Origin of the sequence: Vreelandella piezotolerans, assembly GCF_012427705.1 — a bacterium.
In the GTDB taxonomy this organism is placed as follows: domain Bacteria; phylum Pseudomonadota; class Gammaproteobacteria; order Pseudomonadales; family Halomonadaceae; genus Vreelandella; species Vreelandella piezotolerans.
The window spans coordinates 3,419,142-3,440,093 of the sequence record NZ_CP048602.1 but is presented as its reverse complement, the minus strand read 5'-3'; the positions used below and the strand labels follow the sequence as shown (position 1 = coordinate 3,440,093).

The 20,952-nt window shown below is 56.6% G+C and carries 23 protein-coding genes; 13 read left to right on the top strand and 10 right to left on the bottom strand.

Annotated elements, in window-relative coordinates; translation table 11 throughout:
- Window positions 1–4 precede the first annotated feature (4 nt).
- The 3 genes from GYM47_RS15760 (at window position 5) to GYM47_RS15750 (ending at window position 1,915) form a co-directional block, all read left to right on the top strand.
- On the top strand, window positions 5–838 hold the full coding sequence (locus GYM47_RS15760; RefSeq protein ID WP_153842999.1) for an abortive infection family protein: 834 nt from the start codon (window positions 5–7) through the stop codon (window positions 836–838).
- A 147-nt stretch (window positions 839–985) separates the two neighbouring features.
- Window positions 986–1,297 (top strand): hypothetical protein, encoded by a 312-nt coding sequence (locus tag GYM47_RS15755; protein WP_153843000.1) that lies wholly within the window; start codon window positions 986–988, stop codon window positions 1,295–1,297.
- 78 nt (window positions 1,298–1,375) lie between these two features.
- Window positions 1,376–1,915, top strand: coding sequence for a hypothetical protein (locus tag GYM47_RS15750; RefSeq protein ID WP_196781564.1), 540 nt, complete (start codon window positions 1,376–1,378; stop codon window positions 1,913–1,915).
- Window positions 1,916–2,071: 156 nt separating this feature from the next.
- Here GYM47_RS15750 and GYM47_RS15745 read toward each other — a convergent pair whose 3' ends face one another.
- The 5 genes from GYM47_RS15745 to GYM47_RS15725 are packed head-to-tail and all read right to left on the bottom strand — an operon-like array spanning window position 2,072 to window position 7,304.
- The gene (locus GYM47_RS15745) at window positions 2,072–3,469 is read right to left on the bottom strand and encodes an amidase (RefSeq protein WP_153843002.1); all 1,398 of its coding nucleotides are present in this window, start codon (window positions 3,467–3,469) and stop codon (window positions 2,072–2,074) included.
- A 2-nt stretch (window positions 3,470–3,471) separates the two neighbouring features.
- A complete protein-coding gene (locus tag GYM47_RS15740) occupies window positions 3,472–4,743 on the bottom strand; it encodes a Zn-dependent hydrolase (protein ID WP_153843003.1) in 1,272 nt (423 codons plus the stop codon).
- A gap of 18 nt (window positions 4,744–4,761) precedes the next feature.
- Complete coding sequence (locus GYM47_RS15735) at window positions 4,762–5,592, bottom strand: FadR/GntR family transcriptional regulator (protein ID WP_153843004.1); 831 nt, start codon at window positions 5,590–5,592, stop codon at window positions 4,762–4,764.
- An 11-nt stretch (window positions 5,593–5,603) separates the two neighbouring features.
- Window positions 5,604–7,127 (bottom strand): sodium:solute symporter family protein, encoded by a 1,524-nt coding sequence (locus tag GYM47_RS15730; RefSeq protein ID WP_153843005.1) that lies wholly within the window; start codon window positions 7,125–7,127, stop codon window positions 5,604–5,606.
- Window positions 7,128–7,142: 15 nt separating this feature from the next.
- Entirely contained in the window at window positions 7,143–7,304 is a 162-nt protein-coding gene (locus GYM47_RS15725) for a hypothetical protein (protein ID WP_231125587.1), read from the bottom strand.
- Window positions 7,305–7,691: 387 nt separating this feature from the next.
- Here GYM47_RS15725 and aptA point away from each other — a divergent pair, with 387 nt between their 5' ends.
- The 6 genes from aptA (at window position 7,692) to GYM47_RS15690 (ending at window position 13,080) form a co-directional block, all read left to right on the top strand.
- Window positions 7,692–9,065: an omega-aminotransferase AptA gene (aptA, locus tag GYM47_RS15720; RefSeq protein ID WP_153843006.1), complete on the top strand. Its 1,374-nt coding sequence runs from the start codon at window positions 7,692–7,694 to the stop codon at window positions 9,063–9,065.
- 30 nt (window positions 9,066–9,095) lie between these two features.
- Window positions 9,096–10,592 (top strand): CoA-acylating methylmalonate-semialdehyde dehydrogenase, encoded by a 1,497-nt coding sequence (locus GYM47_RS15715; protein WP_153843131.1) that lies wholly within the window; start codon window positions 9,096–9,098, stop codon window positions 10,590–10,592.
- 112 nt (window positions 10,593–10,704) lie between these two features.
- Complete coding sequence (locus tag GYM47_RS15710; protein ID WP_139525842.1) at window positions 10,705–11,325, top strand: TetR/AcrR family transcriptional regulator; 621 nt, start codon at window positions 10,705–10,707, stop codon at window positions 11,323–11,325.
- Window positions 11,326–11,365: 40 nt separating this feature from the next.
- Window positions 11,366–11,821 carry a nucleotide triphosphate diphosphatase NUDT15 gene (locus GYM47_RS15705; RefSeq protein ID WP_153843007.1) on the top strand — a complete coding sequence of 152 codons (456 nt, stop codon included), beginning with the start codon at window positions 11,366–11,368 and terminating at the stop codon, window positions 11,819–11,821.
- A gap of 351 nt (window positions 11,822–12,172) precedes the next feature.
- Window positions 12,173–12,634 (top strand): Hsp20/alpha crystallin family protein, encoded by a 462-nt coding sequence (locus GYM47_RS15695; protein WP_153843008.1) that lies wholly within the window; start codon window positions 12,173–12,175, stop codon window positions 12,632–12,634.
- A 35-nt stretch (window positions 12,635–12,669) separates the two neighbouring features.
- A complete protein-coding gene (locus tag GYM47_RS15690; protein ID WP_153843009.1) occupies window positions 12,670–13,080 on the top strand; it encodes an Hsp20/alpha crystallin family protein in 411 nt (136 codons plus the stop codon).
- 70 nt (window positions 13,081–13,150) lie between these two features.
- On the opposite strand, the gene GYM47_RS15685 is transcribed toward GYM47_RS15690, so the two are convergent.
- Window positions 13,151–14,020, bottom strand: coding sequence for a PhzF family phenazine biosynthesis protein (locus GYM47_RS15685; protein WP_153843010.1), 870 nt, complete (start codon window positions 14,018–14,020; stop codon window positions 13,151–13,153).
- Window positions 14,017–14,208 (bottom strand): YjiS-like domain-containing protein, encoded by a 192-nt coding sequence (locus GYM47_RS15680; protein WP_139525837.1) that lies wholly within the window; start codon window positions 14,206–14,208, stop codon window positions 14,017–14,019. Before GYM47_RS15680 ends, GYM47_RS15685 begins: the two co-directional genes overlap by 4 nt.
- Before the next feature lie 166 nt (window positions 14,209–14,374).
- On the opposite strand from GYM47_RS15680, the gene GYM47_RS15675 reads away from it, so the two are divergent.
- Window positions 14,375–15,817 carry an aminotransferase-like domain-containing protein gene (locus GYM47_RS15675; RefSeq protein WP_153843011.1) on the top strand — a complete coding sequence of 481 codons (1,443 nt, stop codon included), beginning with the start codon at window positions 14,375–14,377 and terminating at the stop codon, window positions 15,815–15,817.
- A 19-nt stretch (window positions 15,818–15,836) separates the two neighbouring features.
- On the opposite strand, the gene GYM47_RS15670 is transcribed toward GYM47_RS15675, so the two are convergent.
- Window positions 15,837–16,445, bottom strand: coding sequence for a DNA-3-methyladenine glycosylase I (locus GYM47_RS15670; RefSeq protein ID WP_153843012.1), 609 nt, complete (start codon window positions 16,443–16,445; stop codon window positions 15,837–15,839).
- Window positions 16,445–17,185: a phosphatidylcholine synthase gene (gene pcsA / locus GYM47_RS15665; protein WP_343218256.1), complete on the bottom strand. Its 741-nt coding sequence runs from the start codon at window positions 17,183–17,185 to the stop codon at window positions 16,445–16,447. The genes GYM47_RS15670 and pcsA overlap by 1 nt, the downstream gene beginning before the upstream one ends.
- A gap of 174 nt (window positions 17,186–17,359) precedes the next feature.
- On the opposite strand from pcsA, the gene GYM47_RS15660 reads away from it, so the two are divergent.
- A complete protein-coding gene (locus GYM47_RS15660; protein WP_139525834.1) occupies window positions 17,360–17,809 on the top strand; it encodes a GNAT family N-acetyltransferase in 450 nt (149 codons plus the stop codon).
- 17 nt (window positions 17,810–17,826) lie between these two features.
- Here GYM47_RS15660 and GYM47_RS15655 read toward each other — a convergent pair whose 3' ends face one another.
- On the bottom strand, window positions 17,827–18,303 hold the full coding sequence (locus tag GYM47_RS15655) for a YbaK/EbsC family protein (RefSeq protein ID WP_139525833.1): 477 nt from the start codon (window positions 18,301–18,303) through the stop codon (window positions 17,827–17,829).
- 303 nt (window positions 18,304–18,606) lie between these two features.
- Here GYM47_RS15655 and GYM47_RS15650 point away from each other — a divergent pair, with 303 nt between their 5' ends.
- On the top strand, window positions 18,607–20,052 hold the full coding sequence (locus GYM47_RS15650; RefSeq protein ID WP_153843013.1) for a putative bifunctional diguanylate cyclase/phosphodiesterase: 1,446 nt from the start codon (window positions 18,607–18,609) through the stop codon (window positions 20,050–20,052).
- Entirely contained in the window at window positions 20,042–20,950 is a 909-nt protein-coding gene (locus GYM47_RS15645) for an amino acid ABC transporter substrate-binding protein (protein ID WP_231125588.1), read from the top strand. The genes GYM47_RS15650 and GYM47_RS15645 overlap by 11 nt, the downstream gene beginning before the upstream one ends.
- Window positions 20,951–20,952: the final 2 nt, after the last annotated feature.

Sequence of the window (20,952 nt, the reverse complement as noted above, 5' to 3'; positions counted from 1 at the left end):
CAATATGAGAAAAGACATTCCTGCGCCTATAATCGCGGTTTTATCAGACAACTTATCTGCACTCGAGACTCATACAAGTCTCGATAACCTATTCTTATATGCTGATGCTCCAGGGGAGCCGCCTGAAGGTTCTAAGCCTGTTAAAGTTCAAACGTGGCTAAGACGAATTAACAAAGAATCAGGCGAACCATTAAAAGTCCTTGGTAAGTTGATTGAAACGTATATGGAGTTACCAAAGCAAGAAGAGGAAGAGGTCTTCCTGTGGGGAACTAACGTTACAAATCATAAAAAGGAGTTCAAAGAAAAGCTTGAGTCAATTCTTGCGCAGTGCAATCTAATTTATATTAATAGTGGTATTGTATCTGATGGTAATTCAGCTCCAAGTCGCTCCTTGTCTGACTTAATTAAAGGTAGAGACATTCCCTCAATTGAAGCTGAATTTACAAGAGCGCTAGCAAATGTAAACTCTGAACCTAGAGAATCAGTGTCAGCAGCTTGCAACATTTTGGAATCCATATTTAAGGTCTATATTGCTGATGAGCAATTAGCACAACCTCAAAAGCAAGATCTACAAAACGTTTGGAAAGTTGTGCGTGGTGATTTAGGTTTCGATCCTAAACTAGTTCAAGATGATGACTTAAAAAGAGTTTTATCAGGCATTCTGTCAATTGTTGACGGTATTGGAGCGTTTCGCACACATGCCAGTTCAGCGCACGGTGAGGGTCGAATTATGTATAAATTAAAACCTCGTCATGCTCGTTTGGCAATTCACTCTGCGCATACAATAGCGATGTTTGTGCTTGAAACTTGGGACGAAAAACGTAAGTCAGCGAGCTAACAAACAATTTAAGAGGGATTCCCAACGCTTGGCATTTTTGCTTCTACTTCAAGTTTAGTGTTTATGGCACAATGCGTTAGGTTTGGGTGGTAGCGTTGCTCACCCCTTAATTGGGCGTTATGTTTCAAAAAGAAAAAGGAGATCGCATTGAAATCTTATGAAGATGTTCTGAAAACAGCGAAAGAAGCTAAAACGATCGCTTCCCACATTACGGGTCTCGGGAAAGTCAGAGCGAAGACTGAGGATCAGGTCCTTCTGAATAAGATCGACAAAGCCATTGGGTCACTTCAGAGCGCACACGCCAACGCCAAGAAAGGGAAGTCGACTCCGACTTGTCTTGATAAAGTTACAGATCAAGCAGTGAGGGAGTTAGTTGACCACTGTAAAAAGGCAGTGGCTTCCAAAAAACCTGAATGGCAGGTCATTGCAGAACGAAATGGTTGGGCGCCTAAAACATAATAGGTCAGATGAGATTGGTTATATGAATTCATGGGGTGTTAGTTGAGATTTACAAACATTGGATTGTTCGAGAACCGAATGGTTGATCAGGGCGTAACCGTTGCCTTCTTCAATTTTAAATATCACAACTGCGTCATTGAAACTGCCTATTCCAGAAATCAAAGGAAGTTCCTCTTCGCGTTTGTCGATCACAATATAGGGTTCACATGCTCACTCCAGGGAGAACATGCAAGTGGCTATATTAACCACAAAGCGGCCGTAGAGCAGTTGATGAGATGCCGTAACCATGATCGCTATGACCCAAAACATTTTTATGAACTGCTTAACAGCCACTTGCCAATCGCGCGTTTTGCACAAATCAACCAACCGCAATATAGGCGCACAGCACAGAAGGCAGTCTCGAACTTTGAAGATAGGATTTTCTTCAATCATTGGCGGAACTCAAACATGTCTGAAAAGCAGCGGCAGAAAACCATTGAGCTTATGGGACATGAAGTAATTGAGTTTTGTGACCAAAATCATCTTATTCCTGTTTTTTACCCGTACCCAACTGATCGGACACTCGCAGCCTTTGAGGATTTTGAGGCAGATTATGTTGGTTTTGGTCTGCGACAGTAATACATAACCAGGGGCTGCATCGGACCGCTTTTCCGGCGCGGTGCGCCTCCAAATCGGCCGCTGAGCCCAATCGTTATGACGAAACGAGCCCACCCTTCAACATAAACGCCGCCTTATTGAATATCCCGATAAGCATTTCACTGCCGCTGGTTATATTCATGCGACAGGTGGCGTTAACCTCGGCAACACCCCCTCCAACACCCGCGCCACATGCAACACCTTCATATCCTGATACTTCCCCGCGACCAGATGAAGCCCTACCGGAAGCCCTTGGTCATCCAGCCCGCAGGGCAGCGAGGCGGCGGGTTGCTGGGTGAGGTTGAAGGGGTAGCTGAACGGCGTCCAGTCCATCCAGTCTTTATACGGCCCGCCCGGCGGCACGTTGTGGCCCGCTTTAAAAGGCGAAATGGGCATCGTGGGGGTGACGAGTAGATCGAAACGTTCGTGGAAGGCGGCCATGTGGGCGGTCAGCTCGCTGCGCGCGCGGCGGGCGGCGAGGTACTGCGAGAGCGAAATGTCCTGGCCGCGCCGGGCGATGTCGAGAAAGCCGGGGTCCAGCGCTGCCTGTTGTTTTTCACTCAGCTTCTCCAGCGCCTGGGTGGCGCCGGCGAACCAGAGCGTGTTGAAGGTGTCGAGCGGGTTGGCAAAGCCCGGGTCGAGGCGCTCGACCGTGGCGCCCAGCGCTTCCAGGTGGTTTAAGGCGTTTTCGACCTGGCGGTCGATATCCGGCGCGACGTCCACGTAGCCCAGGTTCGCGCTGAAGGCGATGCGGTAGCCGCGCAGGTCCGCCGGGGGTGGAGCGAGCCAATTCGGCCCCTGCGGGTTGCCCGCGTAGCCGTCCCGCGCGTCCGGTTGTGCCATCACGCTGAGCATCAGCGCGGCGTCGGCGGCGGTGCGGGTCATGGGGCCCAGGTGGGAAAGCGTGCTCATGGCGCTGGCGGGCCATTGGGGCACCCAGCCGAACGTCGGCTTGATGCCGAAGGTACCGGTGAAGCTCGCCGGTATGCGAATCGAGCCGCCGGCATCGCTGCCCTGGTGCAAAAGCCCCAGATTCAGCGCCGCCGCCGCGCCGGCGCCGCCGGAAGAGCCGCCGGGCGTCAGCCGGGTGTCCCAGGGGTTGCGGGTAATGCCGTGCAGCGGGTTGTCGGTCACGCCTTTCCAGCCGAACTCCGGCGAGGTGGTCTTGCCAACCACAATGGCCCCGGCATTGCGCAGGTGACGGCTAATGGGCGCATCTACTTCCCAGGGGCCATCTGGTGCCGTGGTAGTGGAACCCAGTCGTGTAGGCAGGCCTTTGGTTAGGGTTAAATCTTTGATCGTCACTGGGATGCCGTCTAGCGGGCCGCAGGGGATGCCTGCTTGCCAGCGTCGAGCGGATTCTGCCGCTAAACGGCGTGCCTCTTCCCCGTTAATACAGGTGAAGGCATTCACCTTGGGGTTATCCCGCTCAATACGCGTTAAGCAGTCCTCCACCAGCGTTTCCGGCGAGAGCGAGCCCTCGCTGAAACGTGCCAATGCCTCAGTTGCCGTCAGAGTTTCAAAGGTATCCGCCATGGTTACTCCCCACTTTTCACACCGGCCGCATTGAGCATGGCGTGCAGTAGAACGTTACAGCCTGCGTGTACATGTTCTGGGGTAGCGCTTTCGATCTCGTTATGGCTGATGCCATCTTTGCAGGGAATGAAGATCATGGCGGCGGGTGCTACGCGGCCAACGAACATCGCATCGTGCCCGGCTCCGCTGATGATATCCATGTGTGACAGCTGAAGTTTTTCAGCGGCTTGTCGGACGCTATCCACGCACGTTTGATCGAAATGCTCAGGCGCAAAATCTGCAGTGGGTGTGAGCTCGTATTCCAGCCCGTGGCGTTGGCAAATGTCTTCAACGACGGTCGTCACCGCTTGGCTCATGGCGATCAGGGCGTCGGGTTTCCAGTGGCGCATATCCAACGTCATTTTGACTTGGCCGGGAATCACATTGCGCGAACCTGGGTGTAGCGTCATACAGCCTACCGTTCCGCGCCCGTGGGGTTGGTGCTCATGGGCAATCCGGTTGAGTGCTTGAGTGACTTCTGCGGCCCCCATCATGGCATCCCGACGAAGATTCATTGGGGTGGGGCCTGCATGGGCTTCAAGCCCTGTGAGGGTCAAGTCGAACCACTTCTGGCCAAGCCCCCCGATGACAACGCCAATGGTGGTGTCGGTATCTTCGAGAATGGGGCCTTGCTCAATGTGCGGCTCGAAATAGGCTTTGATCTCGTTGGGAGAGACTTCGTCACTACCGCGATAATGAATCGCGTCTAAGGCATCGCTGACCGTAACGCCATCGGCGTCGGTGCGCGCCATCATGGCATCGAACGCCAGCTCGCCGCTGAATACGCCGGAGCCCATCATACAGGGGGGAAATCGACAGCCTTCTTCGTTCGTCCACGCGACCACTTCGATCGGCGATTGCGTGGTGATGTTGTGCTGGTTTAGGGTACGAATGACTTCAAGACCCGACATGACGCCGAAGCAGCCGTCGTATTTGCCGCCGGTGGGTTGGGTATCCAAGTGGCTGCCCGCCATGACGGTTTTGGCACTGGGGTCGCTGCCTTCCCGGCGGGCAAAGATATTGCCGACATTATCGATGCGAATCGTGCAGCCCTCGGCACGACACCACTGAATGAAAAGGTCGCGGCCCTGGCGGTCTAGATCGGTCAACGCCTGACGGTTCACGCCGCCCTTGGGCGTGGCCCCTAGTTTGGCCATCTCCATGAGCGACGCCCAAAGGCGGTCGCCGTCAGTAAGTAGGTCGGACTCTTTGATGGGGGTAACGTAGGTATTCATTTCACTCTCCTCGCAAAGTTAAACGGATGTGTTGTCCGTTAATAAGTCGTGTAGCTTGGAACGGTGATTCTGATGAGTGGGTGAGTCGTTGCTGACCAGCATCTGTACCGCCATTTCTGTTTCCAGCGCACTCATGTGATGTTCCGCATCGGCCATGTGCTCGGCCATGATCTGTCGCACACGCGGGGCATCTTCAGCGCGGTAGGCATCCACTAGCTGGCGGTGGTAATCCTGGTTGGCGTGGTCGAATTGCTTTCGCTCCGGGACGTAGGCTTTTTTGATCACCACCAAATCGCGCAGCATGTCGTTCAAGAACTGGCACATGAATGCGAGCAATGGATTCGGGCAGGCACGGGCCAGCAGCTGGTGAAACTCCAGCTCTAGAAAACGCTGGTGTCGGTGATCCTCTTCATGACTCGCACAGCAGGCGCAGGCCGACATATTGGCTTCCAGCTGTTGGAAGTCCTGCTCGCTGAGCTTACCCGCCACGGAGGCCGCCAGTTCTACTTCCAGCAGTTTGCGTAACTGGTACACCTGCTTACCATCCAGTTGCTGGAAATGCAGGAAGTTACGCAGCATGCGGCTGGCGGGCTCCATGCTGGGCTGATTGATGACCGCGCCTCCTTTTGGCCCGGTTTTTAACGTGATGAGCCCCTCAACCTCTAGGATCTTGAGCGCTTCGCGCACGGTGCCCTTGGCGCTACCGTAAAGCTCCATCAGCGCTTTTTCGTTGGGCAGCCGGTCACCTTCTCCCAGTGACTCTGCGGCTATCCAGCGCTTGATGTCGTCGCTAATCAGCTCGGCAAGCTTGGGTCTGCGCGGCGAGGTCGAAACAGGGGCTTGAGTCATCAACCCGCTCCTTATTGTTGGTTAGCGCTATGGGTGATTTCTGGCGTATAGGCGGGCAAGCGCTCTGGGTGGTACTCGGCATCATAGTCATGGCGTGCTTGGGTAAAGCGTTCCACGACCGCTGTATCGCGGCGATGCAGTACGTGGCTGAGCCCAACAAACAGCGCAGCATTCAGCAATAACCCCCAGATGCCCGCATGGTAGCCAAACGGTGCGCTTAGCGGGCCAAAGGTCATGAGGAGCACGCAGGCAACGCCCGCCCACAAACCCGCCAGTGCAGCGGTGGGGTGCGCTGTTTTCCAGGTGATGGCCCCGATGGTGGGAATGATCAACTGCGCGGTGCCCGCCAATGCCGCAATACCAATCGTGACCAGTACGCCAGGTACGGTGAGCGCCATGATATAAGCGGCCAATGAGAAGCCCACCAGCGATAAACGACCGATATACACGATGCGCGCTTGGCTGGCATCGCGGTCGATATAGCGTTGGTAGATATCCATCGTCACCACGGTAGACACCGCGTGGATCTGCGAGTTAGCGGTAGACATGGCGGCTGACGCGCCGGCTGCCATGATCAACGAGGCGAGCAGGTAAGGCGCATACTCCATCAGCATGATGGGCAGTATCTGGTCAGGGTTTTCTACGTTGGGTTCGAGCAGCACGCCTGAATAGCCAGATAGCACCGAGCCTACATAGGCAAAGGCCGCCAACCCCAATAAAAACGGCATTAGGTTAAACAGTTTGCCGTGTTTGACCGAGTACATGCGCAGCCAGATTTGCGGGCCCATAAAGGCACCGATGGCGGTAATGGCAAACAGCGAGAACCACATGGGGTAGCCCATCGTGCCGTTCGGCCCAGGCATGGTGAGATGATCAGGAGAGCTTTGCTGCAGCTGACTAAATAGCGCCGTGGGGCCCCCTACCTGGGTGGAAATGTAGTAACCGGCATACAGCATGCCGAAGAACAACAGCGCGCCATAAATGACGTCGGTCCAGGCAATGGCGCGAATGCCGCCAATCCACACGTAGATAATGATGATGAAGTAGAAAAGCAGGGCCGCTAGCCAGAAAGGAATCAGCCCGCCGGAGGCGACTTCGATTAAATAGGCGCCTCCGGTTAGCTGAATCTGCAAATAAGGTACGGTGAAAATCAGCGTAATCGCCGCCACGGTGATACGTAGCGCTTCGCTGTTATAAAAATCACCGATCAAGTCTGAAGGTGTTAAGTAGTTGAATAGTTTGCCTAAAAACCAAACTCGTTTGCCAATCCAGTAATACATGAAGCCAAACAGAAGGTTCCAGGCTAACGCAGTAAGAAATACCGGCCCGTTGGTATAAAAGGTGGCATTAGAGCCGAGGAACGCAAACGCGCTCCACCAGGTGGCTGCGACGGTGAAGAAGACCGCGATACTGCCCATGGCACGGCCCTGAACGAAAAAATCCTCACTGGTTTCTTGTGATTGACGAGCGGATAAAACCCCCACCATCAAGGGAATGATCATAAACGCTGCAATGATGATTAAGCTTCCGGTCATGATATACCCCTTCATTTACCGCTGTTGGGTGGCGTGGATAGTGGAAGGCTCGGGGCTGCCCCAGTTGGTGAAATAAGCCACCAAAAACAGCGCCGTTAATACGAACCACCAGAACAAGTTCCACACCAGCAGAAAGGGGAGGCCCATCACCATGGGCTCTATACGGTTAGCCAGCATAATGAGGGGGCTTTCCAGCATGATAAAGCTGAAGAGCATGCCGCCATATATAGACAGCTTTAAGGGAGTTAAGTATTTCATAGCAAGGTAGCCCTTTGTTTATATTGAAATTGTGAGCATTGATGGCAGAGCACGCAGCCAGCGACAGCGCTAGTGAGCGCATTCGCTAAGTGAGTGCGACTGAGGCGTGTTCCACTGATTTGTTGTATTTATTCGTATAAATATAAGAATTAGGCGCTTTGAATCGTCCCGTCAAGATGGGTAGGCGCTGTTTGATGCTCTATTACGTATGAGTTTTCTAACGTGAGCGAAAGAAAAGCATGATTTTATAAACGTAGTGGGTGGCGCATGCTGAGGACATGTCTCATAGCGACGGAGCTGGACACTATGTTTGGTTTAAAAAGTAAAACAACCGCCCAGTCAGCGGAAAAGACGGCTGAGCAGCCTGGATCAGGCACCGCCCTCAACCAGCACTTCTGGATGCCGTTTAGCGCGAACCGCGATTTCCGCGCCAACCCGCGCATGATTGCGGGGGCGGAAGGGCGTTACTACATCGATGACCAGGGGCGCAAGCTGTTCGATTCGCTCTCTGGCCTATGGACCTGCGGGGCAGGCCATAACCGTGAAGAGATTCAGAAAGCCGTGGCCGCGCAGCTAGGTACGCTGGATTTTGCACCCGGCTTCCAGATTGCCCACCCGTTGGCGTTCAAGCTGGCGGAAAAGGTCGCCAGCTTGACGCCTGCTGGGTTGGATCACGTGTTCTTCACCAACTCCGGTTCAGAAGCCGCTGACACCTCGGTCAAGATGGCCAAGGCCTACTGGCGCTTGAAAGGTAAGCCGGAAAAAACCCGCATGATCGGCCGCGCCAAGGGCTACCACGGGGTGAACATCGGCGGCACCAGCCTGGGTGGTATTGGCGGCAACCGTAAACACTACGGCCAGTTGATGGACGTGACGCATCTGCCCCACACCCTGCAGGCGGGCCATGCCTACACCCGTGGCCAAGCGGAAACCGGCGCTGAGCTGGCCGATGCGCTGCTGGATCAAATCGCCTTGCACGATGCGTCGACCATTGCCGCCGTAATCGTGGAGCCCATGTCGGGCTCGGCGGGGGTGATCGTGCCGCCCAAGGGCTACTTGAACCGGCTGCGGGAAATCTGCACCGCCCACGATATTCTGCTGATTTTCGATGAAGTCATTACCGCCTTTGGCCGCAGCGGCGCCACCACCGGTGCCGAAGCGTTTGGCGTCACGCCGGACATCATGAACGTGGCCAAACAGATCACCAACGGTGCGGTGCCGATGGGGGCGGTGATCGCCTCAGGCGAGATTTTCGATACATTCATGCACGCAGGCGGTGCCCAGCACGCCATTGAATTCCCCCACGGCTACACCTACAGCGCCCACCCCGTGGCCTGCGCGGCGGGGCTGGCGGCGCTGGAGATGATGGAGCGTGAAAACTTCCCCGCCCAGGTGAATGCCATCGCTCCCGTGTTCGAGCAGAAGCTGCACGCCCTGAAAGGCCACAATCATATTGTCGATATTCGCAACTACGGCTTGGCCGGTGCCCTGCAGCTAGCGCCGCGCAACGGCGACCCCACCATTCGCCCCCGCGATGCGCATATGGCGCTGTGGGAAGCGGGCTTCTACGTGCGCTACGGCGGCGACACCCTGCAGTTCGGACCTCCCTTCGGCACCACGGAAGCCGAGCTCGAGCGTTTGTTCGATGCCGTCGCGACAACCCTGGATTCACTGGCGTAACCCTGGCCCACCCTGTTTTGGAGTTTCATGATGAGTGTTGTTTCCCACCTGATAAATGGTGAGCTGGTGGAAAGCCAGCGCACGCTGGAGGTCACCAACCCTTCTACCGGAAAAGTGATTCGCCACGTGGCGGATGCCAGCGCAGCGGATGTGGAGCGGGCGATTGCTGCGGCTCAGGCGGCGTTTCCCGCCTGGCGCGATACGCCGCCCGCCAAGCGTGCTCAGGTCATGTACCGCTTCAAGCAGCTGCTGGAAGAGCACGCGTACCGCCTCGTGCAACTGGTCAGCGAAGAGCATGGCAAAACGGTGGAAGACGCCATGGGCGAGCTGAAGCGTGGCATTGAAAACGTCGAATACGCCTGTGGCGTGCCGGAGCTGCTGAAAGGCGAGTACTCCCACAACGTGGGGCCGGGAATCGATGCCTGGTCCAACTTCCAGCCGCTGGGCGTGGTGGCGGGCATTACGCCGTTCAACTTCCCCGCCATGGTGCCGCTGTGGATGTACCCGATGGCGATTGCCTGCGGTAACACCTTCATCCTCAAGCCCTCCGAAAAGGACCCGTCTGCCGCCATGGCCGTGGCCGAGCTGTTGCAGGAGGCCGGGCTGCCCATAGGCGTGATGAACGTGGTGCATGGCGGTCGCGAAGCGGTGGAAACCCTGCTGGATGCCAAAGCCGTGAAAGCCATTTCGTTCGTGGGCTCTACCCCCGTGGCAGAGGCGATCTACTCCCGTGTCTCGGCGGCGGGCAAGCGCGTTCAGGCCTTGGGTGGCGCTAAAAACCACGCGGTGATTTTGCCGGACGCCGATCTGGAAAACGCCGCCAACACGCTGATGGGCGCCGCCTACGGCAGCTGCGGCGAGCGCTGCATGGCGATCTCGGTGGCGGTGTGCGTCGGTGATGAAACCGCCGACCGTCTGGTCGAAACCATGCTGCCCAAGATCGCCCAGTTGAAGGTGGGCCCCGGTACCGATAAAGGCCTGGACATGGGCCCGCTGGTCACCGCCGAACATCGCGATAAAGTGCTTGGGTTTATCGAAGAGGGCGTGAACGCGGGCGCTTCGCTGGTAGCGGATGGTCGTGGCCTGACCGTGACTGGCAATGAGGAGGGCTACTTCGTGGGTGGCTGCCTGTTCGATCACGTCACCGCTGACATGCGTATTTACCAGGAAGAGATTTTCGGGCCGGTACTCTGCGTGGTACGGGTCGGCAGCCTGGACGATGCCATGCAGCTGATCAACGACCACGAATACGGCAACGGCACCTGCCTGTTTACCCGTGATGGCGAAGCCGCCCGCCGGTTCACCGATGGTATCGAAGTGGGCATGGTGGGGGTAAACGTGCCGCTGCCCGTACCGGTGGCCTACCACAGCTTTGGCGGCTGGAAGCGCTCGCTGTTTGGCGACCTTCACGCCTACGGCCCAGACGCGGTGCGTTTCTACACGCGCCGTAAAGCGGTTTCCCAGCGTTGGCCCTCCGTCAGCGAAGCCACCCGGGCGGAGTTCTCGTTTCCCGCCACCCAGCGTTGACGCGATGCGCTAACTGCGCCATCTTCACTGCACCACCGCCTGCATCCTCGGGGGACGGTGGTGCATTTTTGTTGCGTGTGATTAGCGGTCAGAGCGGCAAAGGGATACCAGCGTGGCGAGAACTCAGGACGAAATTCGGCAAACGAACGTCAAGAAGATCCTTCAAGCGGCGGAGCAGCTGTTTGCCGAGAAAGGCTATGCCGGAGCCTCCATGGGAGAGATCGCTCAGTTGGCCGACCTGCCAAAGTCCAACGTGCATTACTATTTCGCGACCAAGAAGGCGCTCTATCAAGAGGTGCTGCTGGCGCTGTTAGCGGTGTGGAAGCAGGACGCACTCTGCTTCGAGCTGTACGACGACCCCCGGGTGGTGCTCTCCACCTACATTCGCGCCAAGATGAATCACTCCCGCTACCGCGCCCACGGCTCCAAGATCTGGGCGGCCGAAGTGATGCAGGGCGCGCCGATTCTCAAAGAGCGCCTGCGGGATCACCTCTACGAATGGACCAAACTGAAAGAGTCGAAAATCCGCGAGTGGATCGAGGCCGGTCAAATCAATCCCGTCGAGCCCTCCTACCTGCTTTACATGATCTGGGCCTCCACCCAGCACTACGCCGACTTCGACTATCAAATCTCACTGCTCAACGACGACAAACCGCTGGACGACCTGCAGTTCGAAAAGGCCGTGCAGTCGGTGACCTCGGTGATATTGCGCGGCATTGGGCTGACGGCTTAGGGTATCGGCGTGTGCCAACCGACCTGCAAAAGGGGGAGCGATGAACGATACCGCACGACCTATCATCGGCGTGGGGGCGATAGTCATCCGCCCGGATGAAAGCGTGCTGCTTGGGTATCGCGATAAACCGGGGGAAACGCCGTGCTGGTGTTTGCCCGGCGGCCATGTCGATGCGGGAGAGTCCTTCGAGACGTCGGCTGCTCGCGAAGTCGCGGAAGAAACGGGCATTACCGAGCTGCACGATTTGGCCTTGCTGGCGATCACTCAGAACCTCGACAGCGCCGCCTCCATGGTGACGGGAGCCGTCATCGCCCACGTGAAACAAGAGGCCGAGGCCTTGTTGCTAGAGCCTCAGGTGTTCACGGAGTGGCGCTGGTTCCACCCCGGCGCGCTGCCCGCGCCGCTATTCCCGGCCAGCCAAGCGGTGCTGGCCCACTGGCAGGGTCATCAGCCGCCTACCGGTTGGCGCACCTATCCTATCGCGCCAGTCGCATGAAGTGCGCTATGTCGAAGGCAGGCTCTCCATGGGCACCGATAGATAGAACTTATGGCGCTTACGCGAGAGTCGAGAGTAACGTGCGGAACTTGCGCAGGTTGTCATCGCCATAGAGTACACGGTCGCAGAAGCGGTCATACGCCTCTAAATCGGTGACGGTCAGCACACTGAGCTCAACACATACACATCGGTTAGGCGATTTAGAACGCGCCAAAAAAATGGCCATCAGACGCTTGAAATACGAACGAACGCTCCTATTTTTCGTACCGTAGAGGCTGCTTCGGTGGAGTGAAAAAGGGGCCGCCTCTCATCGCAAGTCTCACAGTCTGCTTTACGTAGGAGGTATTCGACATGTTCGATGATCTCAAGCGTTTTGAAACGGGCTCGTCTGAGCAGTATGACTGGCTCGACCAGTTGCTGGATGGCTTCTTTCCTGATCGCAATACCATGGATATTCGCGCGGTGCCGCGGGGTAGCTTTCCCATGATCAATATCGCCCGCAGCGACGAGGCCGTTAGGGTCTACGTGTTTGCCGCAGGGTTGGCCCCCTCGGATCTAATCATCGATGTTCAGGACAATGTGCTGACACTGCGTGGTCAACGAGACGCCGTGTCGGGCCAACATGAGGAGGGTGAGTCGCGTCAGGTTCTGCGCCGTGAGCGCGCCAGTGGGGAGTTCGTTAGATCGATCGCCTTACCCGAGGGAATCGACGTCGAGCGGTCAGAGGCGCGTCATGTCCATGGGGTATTCGAGATCGTGCTACCCAAGCGCGAAGAGCTAAAGCCACGGCGTATTGATGTTCAAGCGGCGTAAATCATGCGTTTAACCAGGTTTTGGAGGGTCGAATCATGAATGACATCGTCCGTTCATCCCACTCCCATCACTCCTCGCTACAGCAGGAGCAGAACGGCCAGAATCGGCACTATAAGGAGGCGCTTCTACCGGCGGTGGATATTATCGAAGAGGCTAACGCGCTCAAGCTAGTGGCCGATATGCCCGGTGTGACACCGGAGACGCTCAAGGTAGAGGTCGATGACCAAGTGTTGAGTCTGGAAGGGGAGATAGCGCTGAATATGCCGGAAGGACTCAGCGCTTTGCATGCCGAAGTGCGCGGTCAACGCTTCGCGCGGCGCTTCAACCTGAGCCGGGAGGTAGATAGTGAGGCCATTACGGCCACTATCGTCAACGGCGTGCTGACGTTGACGCTTCCCAAGAAAGAGAGCCACCGCGCGCGCCGTATCGAGGTCCAGGCGGCGTGACGCTAGGCAGTGCATGGCGATAAGAGCGAGTGTCCGCGATATCGTGGACACTCTTTTTGCTTTTAAGGCTTCACGGTAGGTAAAGCGTCCCCTTACCCACCACGATGGCGTGCCCTCCCACCGTCACGAACCCCGGCGTCATATCACCGTTAGCCGTCGTATAAATAACGCTGGGCCGCCCCATTTCAATGCCTTGATGTATCTCGCAGCGCAACGCTTCGGTCTGGAGGGAGGCTAGATAGCCGGTTAACGCTGCGGCAGCGCTGCCGGTGGCCGGGTCTTCGCAGAGGCTGTCGTGCATGCAGAACATGCGGCTGCGAATCACGGTCGCTTGCCCTGCTGACGGCTCCCTCACGTACAGGTAGATTTGAGCCGCGCGGCTGGGCATCACTGCACTGGCCCAGAGGGCGGCTGAAATAGTGACGCTCTCCAAGGCCGAGGTATCCGATAGCTCGATCAAGTGATAGGGCAGCCCGAAAGACGCGATAATCGGGTCGCCGACTATTTGGTGGCTATCCAATCCCAACAGCGCCACGGCAGTGGGGTGATCGAGCGTGCTGTCTGCCAGCATAACGGCTTGCGACGTTGTGAACTCCGTTCTGCCGCTGGTCGATGTAATGGCCAGCTCCCCGATAGGTGGATGAAGTACCAGCGGTTGCGTCGGGTGGGCGAGTTCCAATGCTGCCAGCAAGTGTGCGGTACCTACCGTCGGATGGCCTGCAAACGGGAGTTCTCTCGTCGGCGTAAAAATCCGCATTGGATAGTGGTTCGGTTGCGTGGCGGCACTCAAAAAAACCGTTTCCGCCAGATTCAATTCATTGGCCAGCGCTTGCATGGTGTGGGCGTCCAATCCATCCGCGTTGAGAAACACGGCCAATGGGTTGCCCGTAAACGGCTGCTCGGTAAAGACATCCAGCAAGTAGTACTCGGCGGTAGTCATACATCCCCCTTATTGGAGAGCCTCTGTTTCCAAAAGGTGCGTTTTCCCTCTTGGCAGGCCTGTTCACGGGTGAGGCCGATGTCTTGCAGCAAGTGATCCTCTAGTGTGAGCAGTTGGCGACGGCTGCGGCGGCGTTGTTGGTAGCGGCTTAGCTGATAACGCAGCTGAGTGAGGCTGAAGCGTGGCATGGCGGCTCTCCGGGTGGTGGGGTGCCTATCTAGGTTACGTACCCTTCCAGCTGCCATACAGATATAGGTTTTTTTATTTTTACGATACAGATGGGGCGTGTTATACCTCTGTATGGCAAAGCGGGATGCCTTCTGTATGGCGAATTAACCGAGTGAGGTGGGCGTGATGACGCGCTACGAAGAGGTGGCGGTAACGTTGCGGGAGCGAATCGAGCACGGGATTTATCGCGTGGGCGACCGGCTACCGTCTATTCGAGCGGTCTGCCAAGAGCTGAATGTGAGTATCTCAACGGTACAAGAAGCGTATCGCCAGCTCATGGACGCCGCGCTGATCGAGTCCCGGCCAAAGTCGGGGTACTTCGTGTTGCCGTGTCGTATTCCCTCTGTACTACCCTCTGTCTCGCGGCCTGCTCAGTGCCCGCTGGATGTCTCCCAATGGGATCAAGTGTTAGAACTCGTCGCTACCCAGCGGGACGATAAACGGCTGCTGCTTGGGCGCGGCGTTCCCAATCTTGAAGTCGAGTCGTTAAAGCCACTGTCGAAAATCCTCGCCGGGCTGCACCGTAGCAACGATCTGCACGGCTTCAACTACGACAAACTCAGCGGTAGCCCTGAACTGCGCCAGCAGGTGGCGCGCTTGGCGGTGGCATCTGGCTGCTTGCTGCACCCGGATGACATCATGATCACTACGGGGTGTCAGGAGGCGCTGGCCATTGCGCTGCGCACACTCACCCAGAATGGTGATGTGGTGGCAGTGGATTCGCCCAGCTTTTACGGCACCATGCAGATTCTGAAAGCCAACGGATTAAAGGCGCTGGAGATTCCCACCGACCCGCAAACCGGCATTAGTCTGGAGGCGTTAGAGCTGGCGCTAGAGCAGTGGCCTATCCGCGCCATTCAGGTCACGCCTACCTATAACAACCCCTTGGGTTATACCATGCCGGAAGCGCGCAAGCGGGCGCTCTATCAGCTTGCCCAACGTTTTGATGTAGCGATTATCGAAGACGATATCTATGGGGATTTGGCCTATACCCAGCCCAGGCCACTGACGATAAAATCCTTTGATACCGATGGGCGTGTGCTGCTGTGTAGCGGCTTCTCGAAAACCTTGGGGCCGGGCCTGCGAGTGGGTTGGTTGGCCCCTGGCTGCTATCGGGAAAAAGCACTGCATATGAAGTACGTCTCCACCGGCGCCTCTGCCACGCTACCGCAATTAGCGGTGGCGGAGTTTGTCGCCAAGGGCCATTTTGAGCGCCATTTGCGCGCGGTTTCCCGCCAGTATCAGCGCCAGCGAGACATCATGATTAGCTGGGTGCAGCGCTACTTCCCCAAAGGGTCGGGCATTAGCTATCCGCAAGGGGGCTTTTTACTCTGGGTAGAGCTACCGGCGGATGTCGACTGCGTGCGCCTGAACGAGCGTTTAGCGCAGCACGCCATCCATGTGGCACCGGGGTCGCTGTTCTCGGCCTCTGGGAAGTTTCGCCAGTGCCTGCGGTTGAACTACGCGTTTACCCTAACGCCTGCGATTGAAGAGGCGGTGCGTACGGTGGGCGAGCTAGCGAGTGAGATGCTCAACGAGGTAGGTGAGCCTTTACTAGCGATGAAGTAAGCAACGATTTCGCGCTGACTTACGAAGGCCGCTGAAACGCTGCGCGCGCCTGCTCAACCCGTTCCCGAGTGACGCAGTTCAACGAGTGATCATTGATCAGTCCCATGGCCTGCATGAATGCAAACGCGGTGGTGGGACCGAAAAATGTCCAGCCGCGCTTTTTAAGCTCTTTTGCTAGCGCAATCGATTCTGGCGATGTGGTTTGCGTTTGTGGGTCTGGACGGGATGCGCTGTCTGGTTCATAGCGCCAGAAAAACGCCGCTAGCGAGCCTTCCTGAACCACCATCTCCTGGGCCCGACGTGCGTTATTGATAGTAGCTTCGATTTTTCCGCGATGACGAATGATGCCTGCATCCTGCAGTAAGTGCTCCACGTCCTCTTCCGTAAAGCGGGCGACGTGGTGGAAATCGAAGTGGTGAAAGGCGGTGCGGAAGCTCTCACGTTTATTCAAAATCGTGCGCCAGCTTAAGCCCGATTGAAAGCTCTCCAGGCAGAGCTTTTCAAATAGCCGCTGGTCATCACTCACGGGAAAGCCCCACTCCTGATCATGGTAGGGCAGGAACTCCGCCGCTCCGCCACACCACTGGCAGCGGGGGTGACCGTCGGGGGCGATGAAGTCATGAGCCATTAGCGTGGTACCTGACCGCCGAACCACTCTTGAGCCGTGCGCCAAAAGCACATGCCCGCGAAGTACAGAGAAGTCAAACCTAAGCCCCACCGTGCCCAGGCGGTGTGATCAGGGTGTGAAAGAATTAACGAGGTGGCACACACGCACCACAGCAGCGTGACGGCGATATTGAACGGCATGAACAAACGCACACGAAAGGGGTGCAGAAACTTCATTTTGGTCACCGTCAGCATCGCTAAGACCAGTATGGCGGTAAACGTGATGAACGGCGGTAAATCGAGAATGTAAAAATAGGCCGCGGCAATGTTCCAAGCGGCGGGGAAGCCAACGAAATAGTTATCCTGGCTTTTCATATCGACGTTACAAAAACAGAACATCGACGACAGCAGTATGATGAAGACGGAGGTCAGCCCTAAATAGGGCGGTAGTTCGATGAAGTAATAAATGAATAGCGCGGGAATGAAGGCCCAGGTGAGGTAATCGATCACCATATCCAGCGTTGATCCATCGAAATGCGGCAGCACGGATTTTACTTCATATTTGCGTGCCAGCGTGCCATCCACCCCATCGATCATCATCGCCGCCCCCAGCCAGAGCAGGCAGGCCACCGGGTTATTGTCGATTAGCGCTAGCAGCGCCATCGTGCCTAGCAGTACTCCGCTGGCGGTAAAAACATGCACGCTCCAAGCTTTGTAAATCGGTGCTCGGGATTCGGTTTGAGTAAAGAGTGTTTGGACCACGGTAACCCCAGTGGGAACACGTGGTCCCCTTGCTGTTAGATGGATCGATAAACGGTGAAAAGACGATACACTACAATCAGAACGTCGTCAGAAAATCCGCGGCAAATCGTCTGGTCTCAGCGTTTGGCGGTGTGCCAGACACTCGGTGGCTCACCCATATAGGAGTTATAGCGCATGTCCCACGTTCGCTCTGCCACGATTCATGATCTCGACGCCTTGACCGAGTTACTAGACGGCTATCGGCAGTTTTATCAGCAGCCAAGTGATAGGCAAGCCGCGCGTGACTTTTTGCGCCAACGGTTTGGGCAAGCAGATTCGCGCATCATGGTGAGCGAAGGTGAGGATGGCACGCTCACCGGGTTCGTTCAGCTTTATCCGGGCGTGTCCACCGTGGGGCTAAATGCGCGCTGGACGCTGAACGATCTTTTCGTACGACCAGCGTGCCGAGAGAACGGCACGGGGCGAGCGCTGATGGAAGCGGCCACTCGATTGGCTCGTGAACATGGTGTTGCGCGTTTGATATTGATGACGCAGGTCGACAATGAGCGCGCCCAGCGACTGTACGAGTCGCTGGGCTGGCAGCGCAATACGGCGTTTTATGGCTATTTGCTCGATGTGACCTAAACGCGCTTCATCGTCACTTAGCGGATGCTCTCTGGTAGCGTACACACATCGACCCATTGAGCGCTGACTAAGTCGGCTAAGCGTTGTGGGCTCAAGCGCACGGCACTGTTCGGTGAGCCCGCCGCGGGTAGCACTTCATCGAACGCGTGCAGGGATTCGTCGCAATAGACGGGAAGTTGGGTGGCCAGTCCAAACGGACATACCCCTCCTACCGGGTGGCTGGTCAGTTCCATCACCGTGTCGGCATCCAGCAGTTTGGCTTTGCCACCGAAGGTATCGCGGATCTTGCGATTATCGATCCGCGCATCGCCACTGGCGACGATCAGTAGTGGCTTTTCTCCCACTTTGAACGCCAACGTTTTGGCAATTTGCCCAGAGACCACACCGTGCGCCTCGGCGGCGAGCTGTACGGTGGCGGTGCTGGTGTCTAGCTCTTCGATGGCCACCTCGGGCGCGTGCTCGGCAAAAAATTGGCGAACGGTTTCGATGCTCATGATGGGCTCCTTGAAGATATTTATCACTAACTTAGCGTGTCCCCCGCTCGCTAGCCAAGCGGGGATGAAATACCTGCGCCTAGCGATTGGCTGAAGCTCGCAAAGGGCATGCCAGAAAAGCGACATGACTCATGGATAAAACGTTTAAATAGTGTGCTTATTTAGAAGGCATTTGGTGATAATTTATCAAACAACCATGGGCCTGCAGCTGTTGCTGAAAGGTGAGACATGTCATTTCAAGATGTTGGTCGCTAAACGCATCGATACGGATGGCTAAAACGCCGATTGAAGGACACCTGCTGCATGCAAGAGGCCAGCGCCGATAACGCCCCTGATTCGAAGGCTTCACTTCCTTGGCACCGAACGGTGGTAGGTAAAGTGGCCATCTTCATGCTGATGGGCGTCATCTTTGCCTATCTGATGGGCGCGATGCTGGGCTTCACCATGGTTGAGCGCAGCGCCCGGGATCAGTGGGGGCGCGAAGCGCAAATGAATGCACAGATAGTCAGTGCTACCATTCGGCGTATTTATACTTCTGTTGCGGTGCGTACCGATCCTGGCGGGCAAGTGACGCAGCTGGTATCGACACGCCCGATTGGCGATGAAGAGTCGGTGTTGAGCACTGGCTTCAGCCCCATCGATGTCTTGGCGCTGGCCAGTGCGCAAACGCGCCACAACGTTTGGCTCTTTTCACTGACGAATAGCCGCCGCTTTACGCCGGTCGCCAATGCGTATAGCGATACCGCCGGTGAATTAGTGTTTCCGAATGCCGCTGAGCTTGGCAATACTCCATTTGCGAACGACTTCTATGTGGGGTTTGCGCGCATTGGGGGCGAGGCGCACTTCGTGAGTTCGCTGCCTATCATCAGCCCTCAGGGCGATCTGCATGGGGTCGTGGTGTCGAGCATTGGCTTGAAGAGTGAACTGTATCACTTACATCGTGAACTGATCTTGAAGATTGTGGCGTCGTTGGGCGTGGTGCTGCTGGCAACGGCGCTGCTGCTGAGTATGTTGATGCATCGACTGTTCAAACCGGTCCCTCGCTTGATCCGGGCCTTGACGCATATTGCGCACAATCGAGCAGATCGGGCCACGCCCTATACTTGGCGTAGCGATGAAATTGGCTGCATGGCTCAGGCCATCGAGACGTTGCGTAAAAAGGTGGAAGAGCGAGAGCACCTATTAGAAGTGAAAGAGCAGGCACTGCGTTACCAGCACCTAGCGCATCACGACGCGCTGACCAAGCTGCCCAATCGCGTACACTTCAACGATGCGCTACAGGAGGCCGTGACACAAGCCCCACACGGCGCACCCTTCAATGTCATGATTTTTGATCTCGACCGCTTCAAGGCGGTGAACGATACGCTTGGCCATGCGGCAGGCGATACCTTGCTGATAGAGGCGAGCCAACGCGTGCAAGCGCTGCTGGAAGAGAGCGACCTCGTTGCGCGCTTGGGAGGCGACGAGTTTTCGATCATTCAGCAAGCTCGCCATGACGGATTGGCAAAAGCCCAGCAGTTGGCTCATCAACTGGTCGAGGTCCTGAAAGAGCCGTTTGCCATCGATGGTCACGAGGTACACATTGGGGTAAGCGTCGGTATTGCGCTGGCGCCCCGGGACGGAACCAGTAGCCATACGCTATTACGCAGCGCAGACGTGGCACTGTATACCGCGAAAGCGATGGGGCGTGGCCGCTATGCGGTCTTCAACCCTGCCATGACCATGGGGGGCGCACCGCATGAGGGCTAACAGTGTCGGCGTGTTGGCTCTGACACTGATGAGCCTGCATGTAAGCGCGTCACCTATTGCCCTTGAAACCTCGCCTACCTTGATGCGGATCGCGCAGCAGCAGGCCATCACGCTGGGTCACCGCCTTCAGGAAATTCCTTTCTCTTACGTGGTCGATGGGCAGCCTGTCGGCTACTCCATCGATCTCTGTAGGGCGGTGGTCGCGGGTCTTCAACAGCGGTTGGGCGGCGTGCCGCTCGAGGTCCGATTCGTGCCGGTCACGCCGGTCAATCGTTTCATTCTACTGCGCCATGGGGAGATCGACCTCGAGTGTGGCGTCACCACGCGCACGTCGGAGCGGCTCGAACAGGCGGCTTTCTCATACCCGCATTTTTACACCGCGACGCGCTATGTCGCCTTGGCAGAAAACGCGATGCGCACCGTAGCAGATCTCACGGGACGCAGCGTGGTATCGACGACAGGGACGATCAATATCGAGCAGCTCAACGCACTTAACCGCCGTCATGGGCTGAACATTGCCGTGATGCTTAGCCGTCGCCATGAAGAGGCGTTCGCCATGGTCGATAAGGGACAGGCCGCCGCGTTCGTGATGGACGACAGTTTGCTTGCCAGTCTCGTCGCCCGTGCGGATGCCCCCGAGCGTTTTCGTATTTCTGACGAAGCAATCAGCGACCCCCAGCCCTATGGCTTGATGATGCCGCTAGCGGATGCGGTCTTTGCGGAGGCGGTCAACCAGGCGCTGCATGAGTACTACCAAAGCGGGGCCATTCATGCGCTGTACGATCAATGGTTTTTGCAGCCCATACCGCCCGATAACCAAGTGATGGGTTTACCGATGAGTGCAGAGCTGGCGGCCACGTTCGAATGGCCCGATGCACATGACCCCTCCAGGAGGTGAAA